This is a genomic window from Streptomyces sp. NPDC007162, from assembly GCF_040634175.1.
Lineage (GTDB): Bacteria > Actinomycetota > Actinomycetes > Streptomycetales > Streptomycetaceae > Streptomyces.
This window is the reverse complement of record NZ_JBEYFC010000246.1, coordinates 1-12,787: the sequence shown is the minus strand read 5'-3', so window position 1 is coordinate 12,787 and position 12,787 is coordinate 1. Positions and strand designations below refer to the sequence as shown.

Sequence of the window (12,787 nt, the reverse complement as noted above, 5' to 3'; positions counted from 1 at the left end):
GTGAGTGTGGACAGCAGTGCCGCGGGCACACCGCGACGCAGCGCCGCAGGCAAGGCCGGTACCACCGGCAGCAACACCGGCCAGCGTCACCTGTACGGCCAGAGCTACCGGCTGAAGGAGGAGATCACCGTCGCCGACCTGACCGCGCGCACCCAGCACGTGGTCAGCCGCGAGGTGGACGTCATCCGCAACCAGCTCTCCCGCAACCACGTCACCCTCTGCTCCGGAACCGGCCGGTTCCGGGACCCGCACACCGTCGCCCTGCGCGAACCGGGCGGGGACGAACGGCTGTTGACCGCCGAACACATCGTCATCGCCACCGGCACCCGGCCGGCCCGCCCGGACAGCGTCGAGTTCGACGGCCGCACCATCATGGACTCGGACAACGTGCTGTCGCTGGAGCGGGTGCCGCGCTCCATGGTCATCGTGGGCGCCGGCGTGATCGGCATGGAGTACGCCTCGATGTTCGCGGCGCTCGGCAGCAAGGTCACGGTGGTCGAGAAGCGCGCGGCCATGCTCGACATGTGCGACGTCGAGGTCGTCGAGTCGCTGAAGTACCACCTCAGGGACCTGGCCGTCACCTTCCGCTTCGGGGAGACCGTGGCCGCCGTCGAGCGGCATCCGCGGGGCACACTGACCGTGCTGGAGAGCGGCAAGAAGATACCGGCGGACACGGTGATGTACTCGGCGGGCCGGCAGGGCCTGACCGATGAACTCGACCTCGGCAAGGCGGGGCTGTCGGCGGACCCGCGGGGCCGGATCAAGGTCGACGAGCACTTCCGCACCGAGGTGCCGCACATCTACGCCGTCGGTGACGTCATCGGTTTCCCGGCGCTCGCCGCGACCTCGATGGAACAGGGCCGGGTCGCCGCCTACCACGCCTTCGGGGAGCCGGTCGGGGAGATGGACCACCTCCAGCCGATCGGGATCTACACCATCCCGGAGATCAGTTTCGTCGGTCGCACCGAGGACCAACTCACCGACGACTGCGTGCCCTTCGAGGTCGGGGTGGCCCGCTACCGGGAGCTGGCCCGGGGGCAGATCATCGGTGACTCGCACGGCATGCTCAAGCTGCTGGTCTCCCCCGAGGACCGGCGGCTGCTCGGTGTGCACTGCTTCGGAACCGGAGCGACAGAACTGATCCACATCGGTCAGTCGGTGATGGGCTGCGGCGGCACGGTCGACTACCTGGTGGACGCGGTGTTCAACTATCCGACGCTCGCGGAGTCGTACAAGGTCGCCGCCCTGGACGCCACCAACAAGCTGCGTCAGCTCGACCGGCTGGAGGACTGAGGGTCACCGGAACCGCTGCTTCCGGCGCCGGAGTCGACCTGCTCGAAGTGGCATATGTGATTACCGATCAGTCTGCTTGAAAGGTCAAAAAGGGCCGCTATAGTCACACCCACACACGCGGTGTGACCGTTCGCCGACTCTCGGCACGCGGCCCTCACCACCCTTTTCCTCGCTTTCTGACCGGCCGCTTGCCCGAGGTCATCCCTCGACGGGTACGAGGCGGGTCGCGCACCCCCCACCCGTACCACCGCGGGCCTGCACTCCGTGCGCCCTGCACGACCGGAAAGCAGCACAACCATGAGCAACAACAGGGGCAGAGGGCTGCAGGCCAACGCCCTCGGCACGTTCGACACGGTGGTCATGGCCGTCGCGGGCAGCGCACCGGCGTACTCGCTGGCCGCGACCACCGCGGTCCTCGTGGGGGCGGTCGGGCTGGCCAGTCCGGCCGCCCTGCTGTGGTGCGCGATACCGATGCTCGGGATCGCGCTCGCCTTCAGCTACCTGGGCCGTATCGACGTGAACGCCGGCGCGAGCTACTCCTGGGTGGGCCGCACCCTGCATCCCTTCCTCGGTTTCGTCAGCGGCTGGGCGCTGGTGGTGTCCGCGACCATCTTCATGGTGGCCGGATCGCTGCCCGCGGGCTCGATGACACTGTCCCTGGTCGACGCGGGCCTCGCCGACAACGTGGCACTGTCGACGGTGGTCGGCGCCGCCTGGTTCGTGATCATGCTGGCGGTGGTGCTCGGCGGCGCCCGCCTCACCGTGCGCGCCCAGCTGCTGATGTCCGGCATCGAACTGGCGATCCTGCTGCTCTTCGCGGTACTGGCCCTGTTCCACACCGGCAACGCCCGCACCTTCGACTGGTCGTGGCTGGGCTTCGGCCACTTCGACGGCGTCTCCGGCTTCGCCTCGGGCGCGCTGATCGCCGCCTTCTACTACTGGGGCTGGGACGTCACCAGCAACCTCAGCGAGGAGACCCGCAACTCCCGCCGTACCACCGGCCTCGCGGGCCTGATCGGGGTCGGCATCGTCTTCGCCCTGTTCGAGGTGTTCACCATCACGGTGAACGTGATCCTGTCCTCGGACCAGATCGAGAGGAACGACGCCGACGTGCTCGGCGTGCTGGGTGACGAGATCTGGCCCGGCTGGGGCGGCAAGCTGCTCGTCGTCGCCGTGATGCTCTCCACCATCGCCACGCTCGAGACCACCCTCATCCAGGTCACCCGCTCGCTGTTCGCGATGGGCCGCGACCGTACGATGCCGGCCGCGCTCGGCAAGGTGCACCGCACCTGGAACACCCCGTACGTGGCGATCGCCGTGGTCGGCGCGGTGGCGCTGGCGATGTTCATCGCCTCCAACGCCCTCGGATCGGTGGGCGAGATCCTCTCCGACGCCATCTCGGCGATCGGCCTCCAGATCGCCGTCTACTACGGTCTCGCGGGTCTCGCCGTGGTCGTCGCCTACCGCAAGATGCTGTTCAGGTCTGCGGGCAACTTCCTGCTCGGCGGGTTGTGGCCGCTGTTCGGCGCGGTGTTCATGTTCTGGATCTTCGTCGAGTCGCTCGGCGAGCTGAGCGGCGCGGCGATCACGATCGGCATCGGCGGCCTGGCCGTCGGCCTGATCCCGATGCTCTGGTACTGGAAGCAGGGCAGCGACTACTACCGGCCGGCCAGGCTGGACGCCGCCCGCACGGTCGAGGCCGACTGGGTCCCCGACGAGCACGCCACCGCACAGGCCCGGGCCTACGAGGGCCTCCCCACCGATTTCTGAGGTACGAGTCCGATGGCGCGAGACCGCTTCGCCCCCGACTTCGACCCGGACTGCGGGGACGAGTCCCTCACCTCAGCCCGGCAGGACATCGTCATCGGCCGCTGGCAGGGTCTTCGGGCACTGCTGCGGACCACGGGGCCCGACTGGCTCGTCCGCGGGCACCGGGTCCGGCTGCTGGCGCAGGCCTGCGCGGGCAGTTCGACGGCGGAGTCCTGGCTGGCCGCCGAACCGCACAGCGCCGACGCGCTGGTGCTGCGGGCGGCGACCGAGACGGCCCGGGCGTTCACCCTGGCCATCTCGGCGGGCCGGGGTGCCCCGATCGACCGGTCCAGGATCGACACCGCCGTACTGGCCTGCCTGGCGGCCGCCGAGGCACACCCGCAGGACCCGACCCCCTGGGTCTCGCTGATCTCGGTGGCCCGGCTGTACCCGACCGGGGTGCGCCGCCAGGAACTCGCCCGCTGGTGGGACGAGCTGCACCGGCGCGACCCATACAACGTGGAGGGCCACCTGCAGATCCTGCACTACTACTCCGCGCGCTGGCACGGCACCCACGGCCTGATGTACGACTTCGCCCGCGACGCGGCCGGGGTGGCGCCACCGGGCTGTGCGCTGCCGGTCCTGGTGCAGTACGCCCGCGTCGAGGAGTTCCGGTTCGTCATGGACGCGGCGCAGGGGCAGCAGACCTCCGTGCAGCTGAGCCAGCACTGGAAGCACGACGGCGCGGTCAACGACGTGCGGCGCACCTGGGAACGCTGGATCGCCCAGCGCCCCGACGCCCCCCTCGCACCGGGCGAGCTGCGGGACGTCAACCACCTGACCCACGCGGCCTGTCAGGCCGGCGTGACCGACATCGCCTCGGCCCTGCTGCGGCTCCAGGGGACGCGGGCCACCCGCACCCCCTGGTCGTACACCGGCGATCCGGAGAAGCAACTCGTCAAGTGGCGCGCGGACCTGAGGGTGCGCGGCTGAGGCCGGGACGGCGGGTCAGCCCTCGGTCTGCTCGGCGGGCCGGGCCAGGCCCGTCGTCCACTTCTCCTCGATCCGGCCCGCCTTCCAGATCAGCAGGGCGATCGCCCAGGTGGCGAAGAAGAGGCCGACGATGACGAAGCCCACCGTGTTGAGGTCGAGCCCGGCGATCCAGTCCCAGAAGAAGCCGTGCAGGTCCAGCTTGTCGGCGAGCAGGCCGAGGAGCTCGACGGTGCCGATGATGAGGGCGACGGCGACGGACAGACCGGTGATGGTGAGGTTGTAGTAGACCTTGCGGACCGGCTTGGAGAACGCCCATTCGTAGGCGAAGTTCATGAACGAACCGTCGATGGTGTCGAGCAGCGACATGCCGGCCGCGAACAGTACCGGCAGCGTGAGGATGGCGTACCAGGGCAGCCCGGACGCGGCGCCGGAGCCGGCCAGGACCAGCAGGGCGATCTCGGTGGCGGTGTCGAAGCCGAGGCCGAACAGCAGACCGAGCGGGTACATCTGCCAGGGCTTGCTGATCGAACCGGTGACCCGGCCGAGGAAGCGGTTCATGAGACCGCGGTTGTTGAGCTGGGTCTCCAGGGCGGCCTCGTCGTAGGCGCCGGAGCGCATCTGGCGGAAGACCTTCCAGATGCCGGCCAGGATGACGAGGTTGATGCCGGCGATGAGGTAGAGGAAGGTGCCGGAGACCGTCGTACCGATCAGGCCGGTCACCTCGTGGAGGTGCGAGCCGTCGTCCCGGACCGGTCCGGCCAGGGTCTTCATGCCGAGCGAGAGCAGCAGGGAGAGGCCGAAGACGATGCTGGAGTGGCCGAGGGAGAACCAGAAGCCGACGGACAGCGGGCGCTGCCCCTCGCCCATCAGCTTGCGGGTGGTGTTGTCGATCGCCGCGATGTGGTCGGCGTCGAAGGCGTGCCGCATGCCGAGGGTGTACGCGGTGATGCCGATGCCGATGCCGAAGGACTCCTTGCCGACGCTGAAGTGCTGCGGAGCGATGATCCCGACCAGCGTGCCCCAGCCGATGACGTGCAGCGCGAGCACGAACCCCGCCATCCCCCCGACCCTGGCCCACTCCTGCCGCGTCATGGAACCGCGGACACGGCGCCAGGCCGAGCGCTTGGTCTCGGCCTGGGCGGGGAGGGACGGAGCGGAACCAGGGGCGGCCGTCATCGGGGGGTGGCATCCTTCGGTCGGGTCTGAGCAGCTGCTGTCGACAGCCTGGTGCCATACTCCCGTACTTGCAAATCGTTCGCACTAAAGGCAGTGGCAGGCCTTTCCCATGAGACGGTAAAGGGAAGGTAAGGCGCTCAGGCGGACAGGAGCCCGCTGCCCAGCCAGTCCCGGGTGTTCCGCACGCCGGGCAGGGCGAAGAAGTAGCCGCCGCCGGTCGGGGAGATGTAGTCGACGAGGGGCTCGTCGACGAGCCGGGTCTGGGTGGCCTCGAACTGGCGCCTGACGTCCTGGTTGTAGCAGCAGAAGACCAGACCCATGTCGAGGTTGCCGACGCTGTCGATCCCCCGGTCGTAGTTGTAGCCCCGGCGCAGGATGCGGGTGCCGTCGGTCTTCGCGGTGCGCGGGTTGGCCAGCCGGATATGGGCGTCCAGCGGGATGGCGTTGCCCTCGGGGTCCTTGGCGTACTGGGGGATGTCGGTCTCCTTGGCGCCGTCGAGCGGGGCGCCGGTGTCCTTGCGGCGGCCGAACATCAGCTCCTGCTCGCTGAGCGAGACCCGGTCCCAGAACTCCACGAGCATCCGGATGATCCGGATCACCTGGTAGCTGCCTCCGACGGTCCAGGCGGGCTCGCCCTGGCCGTCGCCCACCCAGATCAGCCGGTCGGTCTCGCGGGCGGAGTGCACGTCCGGGTTGGCGATGCCGTCCTTGAAGCCGAGCAGGTTGCGCTGGGCGCCGGTCGGCCGCGGGGCGTTCTGGAAACCGTCGATGCGCCACTTGATCTGCATGGCCCCACGGGTGTGCCGGGCGATGTCCCGCAGGGCGTGCAGCACGGTGTCCTGGCTGTCGGCGCAGATCTGCAGCGAGAGGTCACCGTGGCACTCGGCGGCGTTCAGGTTGTCGTTCGGGAAGGTCCGCATGGGCGTCAGCCGGGCCGGCCTCGCCTTCGCCAGGCCGTAGCGGTCGTCGAACAGGGAGGCGCCGACGCCGACCGTGACGGTCAGTGCGTCGGTGGGGACGTCCGGGCCGAGGATGCCGTTGTCGGAGGGCGGCGCGCCGACACCGAGGTCCTCCGGGGTGCCGCCGGAGGTGAGGAAACGGGCCCGCTCGGTGATCGTCTTCAGCAGCTCGGCGAGTTCCTGCCGGCTGTCGGCGATGACGTCGAGCGAGACGAAGGTGGCGGCGGCCGGGGCCGGGGTGAGGATGCCGGCCTGGTGGGCGCCGTGGAAGGGGATCCTGGTGGAGCTCGTCGCGTCGGCGGCCTGCGCCTGCGCGGTGCCGCCGGCCTGGCTGAGCGCGAAGCCGCCGCCGGCCAGCACCGCGCCCGCGGCCCCGGCGCCCAGCGCCGTGCGCACGAAGGAACGGCGGCCCGCGCCCACCGGGCAGGACGGGGTGTCGGCAGCGGACATCGGAGGGTTCCCTTCGTCGTACGGGTGCTGGTGCTGTGCGGGGTTCATCAGGCGGACTTCCTGATCTCCAGGAGGTCCGGCACCGGGGCGAGGTCCTCCAGGAGCTGCCCGGTGGCTCCGCTGATCCGCTGCCGGGTGACGGTGTCGAGCTTCTCGACCGGGGTCCAGGCGGTTCCCCGGTGCTCGGCGTCCAGCAGCTTCTGCAGCCGGGCCACGTCCGCGTCGACGGCCGGCAGCAGCTTCGGCGCCCGGGTGGTCAGCAGCGGCTCCAGTACGGTGAGCAGCTCGCGGGTGCCGGCCAGGTTGGCGTCCGCGGTGGCGAGGTTGGTGCCGCTGCCCTCGTCGGTGTCGGCGGTCAGCTCGAACTGGAGGGTGTTCTCCAGGATCTCGTGGGCGCGCAGCGGCAGGTCGCCCGGGTCGAAGTCCTGGGTGGGGAAAGCCTTTCGAAGGCCGGCAACGGCCTCGGCGAGCGCCTGGGCGGGGGCCTTCAGCTGTGCCGCCGACTGCCCGTGCCACAGCCCGTACTCGATCCGGTGGAAGCCGGCGAAGCCCTGGTCGCCGACGCCGCCCGGGAGGCCGTCGGCGCGACCGTTGATCTTCTTGTCGAAGTCCTCGAAGGTGCCGTAGGCGGCGCCGAGGGAGGAATAGGTGAGGTGGGCGGTGAGCCAGTCGGTGCGGGCCCGGTCGAGGTGGTCGCCCTCGATGTCGGCGTCGAGCGTGCGGGTCTGGGCCACGAGGGTGGCGAGTCCCTGGTCGACGTACGCCTCGTACGCCTTCAGCGGGGCGGCGAGGTCGCTCTCGGAGACCGGTACGACCGCCTTGGCGCCGCTTCCGCGGCCGCTGACGGTGACCGGCCTGGAGGTGACGGCCCGGCCGCCGGAGGGGACGCAGCGCCAGGCGTAGGTGCCGCCGGCGACGGTGGCGACCAGGGCGCGGGTGGTGCCGGGGGCGAGGCCCTCGATCTCGCCGTACACCGCGTTGGTGCTCGGGTCGATCAGATACACCTCGGAGGTCTTGCTGCCGGTGTTCTGCATCTGGAAGGTCCGGCGGCCGGGATCGGGTGCCGTGAAGCCCTTGCCGCACTCGGTCTCGGAGACGGCGACGGTCTGGCCGCTGCCGGGCTTGGGGCGGGCGAGGGCGACGAAGAGACCGGCGACCACCGCAGGCACGGCCACCACGGCGACAGGCACCACCCAGGCGGGCCGCCGCCGCGCCCCCTTCACAGGCTGGGACTGCGGGTGCGGGGGCTCAGGGTGCTCCGGGCCGGGTGTCGGCTCGGGGCCGGCGGCGGGCGGCTGCGAGTCGGGGCGGTCGGTGGCGGCCGGACCCTGCTGCGCCTCCGGGTTCTCCCCGGCGGGCCGCGCCGCCGCGCCGCCGTCGGCCGTCCGTGCGGTGGCGGGCGTCGGGGCCGTCGCTCGTACTCCGCGCACGAACAGGGTCATGACGACCGCGAGATAGCCGGCGTACCCGGTCACCTGGAGCCAGGTCATGGTCGGCGTGATGTTGAGGACGCCCTGGAGGAGGGTGCTGTACCAGGAGCCGGCGTCGACGCTGCCGCTGAGGTCGAGGGCGTACGCCGTGCCGCCCGGGAACACCCCGCCCTCCTGGAGGTCCCGCAGCCCGTAGCCGAGGACGCCGGCCGCGATGACGATGAGGACCGCACCCGTACAGGTGAAGAACTTCGTCAGGTTGATCCGCAGGACGCGCCGGTACAGACCCCAGCACAGGCCGGCCGCCAGGACGAGGCCGATCCCGGCGCCGGCCAGCGGGCCCGCGGACTCGCCGGCCGCCTGGGCGGTGGTCCACAGGAACAGCGCGGTCTCCAGGCCCTCGCGGCCGACCGCGAGGAACGAGGTGACCACCAGGACGCCCGAGCCCATGGCGAGCGCCCCGGTCACCTTCTCCTTGATCTCCCCGGAGAGGCTCCGGGCGGAGCGGCGCATCCAGAAGACCATCGCGGTGACGAAGGCGACCGCGATCACGCTGAGGGTGCCGCCGAAGGCCTCCTGTGCGGTCTCGGACAGCGACGCGGCGGTGAAGGTGAGTACCGCGCCGAAGCTCAGCGCCAGCGCGATCGCGGCGAGGACACCGGTCCACACCTGCGGCAGCCGGTTCCTGGCCCCGGCCCGCACCAGGGTGGCCACGAGGATGGAGACGATCAGCCCGGCCTCAAGGCCTTCCCTCAGACCGATCAGAAAACTCGGAAACGCGTCGTCCCACATCCGCCGCAGCCCTCCCCGGCAGGCCCGTCCCCGCCCCGTGGCTCGAACTTAGTGAAGGCATGCCTTACTTCCGCTCGACCATGATGACTACACCCATGTAGTCAACCGGTCATGAACAGGCAATGGTGCGGCAAAAGCCGGGACCGGCCGCGACAACGCACAGGGAGACACGGCCTGCCGGACGAACCCGCCCGGCCCGGTCATCGACTACAGTTCGACAGACCGTCTACAGATGTGTAGTCGAGCAACGAGAGGGCGCGTGCCGATGACCACTCCCCCACACCAGCCGGCGGTGCAGCTCGCCGTCAACGTACTGGACGCGCACTCGCTGCTGGCCGCGTTCGGCGTGCTGGGTGTCGGCGTGGTGATGTTCGCCGAGACGGGGCTGCTGATCGGCTTCTTCCTGCCGGGCGACTCACTCCTGTTCACCGCGGGCCTGCTCTGCACCGGCACCTCCGGCCAGGGCCTGAAGCTCTCGCTGCCCGCCCTGCTGGTCGCGGCGGCGGTGGGGGCGCTCGCGGGCTCGCAGACCGGGTACCTGCTGGGCCGCAGGGCCGGCGGCGCGCTGCTGGCGAGAAGCAGTTCGCAGCGCCTGCACGAGGGAGCCCGGCGCACCGAGGAACTGCTGGAGCGCTACGGCCACGCGAAGGCGATCGTACTGGCCCGCTTCGTGCCGGTGGTGCGCACGGTGCTGAACCCGCTGGCCGGGGCCCTCGGGGTGCCGGTCCGCACCTTCACCCTCTGGCAGGCCGTCGGCGGCCTGGTCTGGAGCCTCGGTCTGCCGCTCGCGGGGTACGCGCTGGGCTCGTCGATCCCGAACGTGGACCGGTACCTGCTGCCGATCATCGCCGTGATCGTGGCCGTTTCGCTGATCCCGCTCGCGGCCGAGGTGCTGCGGTCCCGCAGGGCCGCACGGGAGTCATGAACCGCAGGCGGGTCGCGGAGTTCGCCGGGAGCGCGGGGCTCGGCGCCTGGGCGGCGTTCGGGTTGCTGGCGCTGCTCGTGAGCGGCCGGCACGGCGCCCCGCTCGCCCTGGACCGGACTCTGCACGCCTGGTCGCTCGGGCACCGTCCGGACGTGGCGGTGGCCGTGGCCCGGGGCATCACCATGACCGGCACCGGGGTCGTCCCGTACGCCCTCGTCGTCCTGGCCGGACTGCTGGCGGGCCGCGGGCGGCGCGGGCGGGCGGGCACCGTGCTCCTCGGCATCCTCTGCCTCGCCCTGGGGCAGGCGCTCCGGTACGGCGTGATGGCGCTGGTCGCCCGCCCCCGGCCGCCGGAGCAGGACTGGGAGACCCTGGCCTCCGGCTGGTCGTTCCCGTCCGGCCACAGCACCACGGCCGCGCTGACCGCCGGCCTGGTCCTGCTCGCCCTGGCCGTCCGGGTCCCGCACGGCGGGTGGATCTGGCGTGCGACCGTCGCCTGCTGGGGGGGCGCCGTGGGACTGACCCGGGTGTTCCTCGGGGTGCACTGGTTCACCGACGTGCTCGGCGGCTGGCTGTTCGCCGTCGGCTGGCTCGGGGTGTGCGGGTGCGCGGCGGCCAGGTGGCTCCCGGTGGCCTGGCTGCCGCCGGGCCCCGGTGACGGGGCCGAGGCACCGGACCGGCCGGTGACCACCGGCTGACGCCACGCCCGTCCGATGATGCGGGCCGCCGGGGAACGCCCGCACGGTCACAGCGCCCGGCGCCGGATCAGCACGCCGAGCACCAACAGCCCCGGCAGCAGCGGGAGCCACACCGTCAGCAGCCGGTAGCCGAGTACGGCGGAGGTGGCCGCGGCGGCCGGGGCGCCCGACGCGGTGAGGGCGAGCGCCAGGGCGGCGTCCAGCGAGCCGAGCCCGCCCGGGGTGGGCAGCAGCGCGGCGGCGCCGCTGGCGGCGAGGTAGAGCAGCATCACCCGGGCCGGGGACAGCGGCAGTTCGATCGCCTGGGTGACCGCGATCAGGACCAGCGAGTGCAGTGCGGCGAAGGCGAGGGAGCCGCCCCACAGGGCCGCCGCGCGGGCCGGGTGGGCGTGCACCGCCCGGATGTCGCCCGCCACGGTCACCACCGCGGCCCGGCAGCGCGGCCACCACCGGGTGCGCAGCAGTACGCCGACCACGGTGGCCACGGCCCCGCAGCCGGCCAGGAACAGGACCGGCGGGACGTGCGGGACCCGCAGCAGGCCCGGGCAGGCGGGGGCGAGCGCGGCGATGAGGACGAGGCGGACCACGGCCCCGGCGGTGGCCTTGACGGCGAGGGCCGAGGCGCCACGGCCGGCCGGGAGCCCGCAGCGCATCAGGAAGCGCAGGTTGACGGCGCCCGCACCGAGTCCGGCGGGCAGCATGTGGTTGGCGGCCGAGGCGGCGAACTGGGCGGCGACCAGCCGCCGTCCGGGCAGCCGTTCGGTGACCGCCCCCTGCTGGGCGAGCGCCGAGGAGGCCCAGGTCCCGACCGCGGCCGTGGCCGCCACCAGGAGCCAGCCCTGGTCGGCGACGGCCAGCCGCCCGGCCCCGTGCTGCACGGTGGGCCAGTGCCGCCGGGCCAGGTAGAGCCCGCACAGCAGCAGGGTGAGACAGAGGCCGCTCTGCCAGTAGTGCAGTGGCCGGCGGACCGCGACGGAGCCGGCTTCCGGCGGCGCGCTCATGCCCCGGCCGGTGGCGTGGCGCCGTGCCGGCGGTTTCTGACGAGTACGGCGTGCGCGCTCACGGCCATCGATCCACCCACCCCTCTTTCCTACACACCGTAGGGTCAAAAACCCTACAACGTGTAGGGCTGACCTCGGTCTCAGGGACACGCATGGACAAACACTGCAAAACTAACCCGCTTTCGCGGTGCCCACCGCGCGCCGCACCCACCCGGACGGCGGCCCTACACCCTGTAAGGTTGAGCCATGGCTGGCACAGGGTCCCGTGGCAGAGCGGAGCGGCGCAGCGCCGGGGAGCTGGAGAGCGAGGTCCTGGCGACCCTGTGGGCGACCGAACGCCCGTTGACCCCGGCCGAGATCCAGTCCGAGATCGGCGGCCAACTCGCCTACAACACGGTCCACACGATCCTGAAGCGCTTGTACGACAAAGGGCTGGTGCTGCGGGACGCGGACGGGCGGCGCGGCGCCTATCGGCCGGCGAAGAACGCGGCGGAGCTGACGGCCGAGGCCATGCACGAGGCTCTGGACCGCGGGCCCGACCCGATCGCCGCGCTCCAGCAGTTCGTGTCCGGGCTGGGCCCGGAGGAGGAACGGGCGCTCAGGAACCTGTTCGCCGGGGGCGGCGCATGAGGTTCGACGTCTACACCCCGCTGCTGGTCTCCCTGGTGCTGCCGCTGCTCTGTCCGGTGATCGGCCGACGGGTGGCCCCGGCGCTGGCGGCGCGTGTGCTGGCGTCGGCCGCCGTGCTGACCGCGGCCGCCACCACCTGGTCCCTGATCCTGCTGACGACCGCTCTGCTCGGCGACGCGCCGCCGGTGGTCCGGGAGGCCCACGAGGACGGACACCGGCTGGCCGATCCGGTACCGGAGGTGATCGGCGTCGCCGCCTGCCTCGCGCTGGTCGTGGTGGTGTGGCGGGTGCAGCGGGCCGTCCGGGCCGAACGCGGTACCCGGCGGGCGCTGCGGCGGCTGTGCGAGGGGCAGCCACGGGACACCGAGCTGGTGGTGGCCGCCTCGAAGGTGCCGCAGGCGTTCGCGATCCCGGGCCGGCCAGGCCGGATCCTGGTCACCTCGGCGATGCTGGGCGCGCTGACACCGGCGGAGCGGCGGGTGCTGCTGGCCCACGAAAGGGCCCATCTGGCCCACCGGCACGGCAGCCTGGTGGCGGCCACCACCCTGGCCGTGGCCGCCAACCCGCTGCTCGTGCCGGTCCGTTCGGCGGTGGCCTTTCTGGTGGAGCGCTGGGCCGACGAGCAGGCCGCGGCCGCCGTCGGCGACCGGGCGACCACCGCCCGCGCGCTGGCCCGCGCCGCCCTCAGCGC

General features: G+C 72.0%; 11 protein-coding genes. 7 read left to right on the top strand and 4 right to left on the bottom strand.

The annotated features are described in order from the left end of the window. The 3 genes from sthA to ABZ646_RS26285 form a co-directional block, all read left to right on the top strand. The coding region (gene sthA, locus ABZ646_RS26295; protein WP_360523614.1) for a Si-specific NAD(P)(+) transhydrogenase at positions 1–1,293 on the top strand (1,293 nt) is incomplete at its 5' end. A 297-nt stretch (positions 1,294–1,590) separates the two neighbouring features. Further along, positions 1,591–3,063 (top strand): APC family permease, encoded by a 1,473-nt coding sequence (locus ABZ646_RS26290; protein WP_360523611.1) that lies wholly within the window; start codon positions 1,591–1,593, stop codon positions 3,061–3,063. A 12-nt stretch (positions 3,064–3,075) separates the two neighbouring features. Next, positions 3,076–4,035: a hypothetical protein gene (locus tag ABZ646_RS26285; protein WP_360523608.1), complete on the top strand. Its 960-nt coding sequence runs from the start codon at positions 3,076–3,078 to the stop codon at positions 4,033–4,035. Positions 4,036–4,050: 15 nt separating this feature from the next. Here the strand turns inward: ABZ646_RS26285 and ABZ646_RS26280 are convergent, their stop codons facing one another. The 3 genes from ABZ646_RS26280 to efeU form a co-directional block, all read right to left on the bottom strand. Continuing rightward, the gene (locus ABZ646_RS26280; protein WP_360523605.1) at positions 4,051–5,211 is read right to left on the bottom strand and encodes a HoxN/HupN/NixA family nickel/cobalt transporter; all 1,161 of its coding nucleotides are present in this window, start codon (positions 5,209–5,211) and stop codon (positions 4,051–4,053) included. A 137-nt stretch (positions 5,212–5,348) separates the two neighbouring features. Further along, positions 5,349–6,620, bottom strand: a complete 1,272-nt coding sequence (gene efeB / locus ABZ646_RS26275) for an iron uptake transporter deferrochelatase/peroxidase subunit (RefSeq protein ID WP_360523602.1) — start codon at positions 6,618–6,620, stop codon at positions 5,349–5,351. Between the two features lie 47 nt (positions 6,621–6,667). Continuing rightward, positions 6,668–8,842, bottom strand: a complete 2,175-nt coding sequence (gene efeU, locus ABZ646_RS26270) for an iron uptake transporter permease EfeU (RefSeq protein ID WP_360523599.1) — start codon at positions 8,840–8,842, stop codon at positions 6,668–6,670. 265 nt (positions 8,843–9,107) lie between these two features. Between efeU and ABZ646_RS26265 the strand changes: the two genes are divergently transcribed. Next, on the top strand, positions 9,108–9,767 hold the full coding sequence (locus tag ABZ646_RS26265) for a DedA family protein (RefSeq protein WP_360523596.1): 660 nt from the start codon (positions 9,108–9,110) through the stop codon (positions 9,765–9,767). Further along, positions 9,764–10,465 carry a phosphatase PAP2 family protein gene (locus tag ABZ646_RS26260; protein WP_360523594.1) on the top strand — a complete coding sequence of 234 codons (702 nt, stop codon included), beginning with the start codon at positions 9,764–9,766 and terminating at the stop codon, positions 10,463–10,465. The genes ABZ646_RS26265 and ABZ646_RS26260 overlap by 4 nt, the downstream gene beginning before the upstream one ends. A gap of 47 nt (positions 10,466–10,512) precedes the next feature. Here the strand turns inward: ABZ646_RS26260 and ABZ646_RS26255 are convergent, their stop codons facing one another. Then, positions 10,513–11,466 (bottom strand): lysylphosphatidylglycerol synthase domain-containing protein, encoded by a 954-nt coding sequence (locus tag ABZ646_RS26255; protein WP_360523591.1) that lies wholly within the window; start codon positions 11,464–11,466, stop codon positions 10,513–10,515. A 246-nt stretch (positions 11,467–11,712) separates the two neighbouring features. On the opposite strand from ABZ646_RS26255, the gene ABZ646_RS26250 reads away from it, so the two are divergent. Then, on the top strand, positions 11,713–12,096 hold the full coding sequence (locus tag ABZ646_RS26250; RefSeq protein WP_360523588.1) for a BlaI/MecI/CopY family transcriptional regulator: 384 nt from the start codon (positions 11,713–11,715) through the stop codon (positions 12,094–12,096). Next, on the top strand, positions 12,093–12,787 hold a 695-nt coding region (locus ABZ646_RS26245; RefSeq protein WP_360523585.1), incomplete at its 3' end, for a M48 family metalloprotease. The genes ABZ646_RS26250 and ABZ646_RS26245, both read left to right, overlap by 4 nt.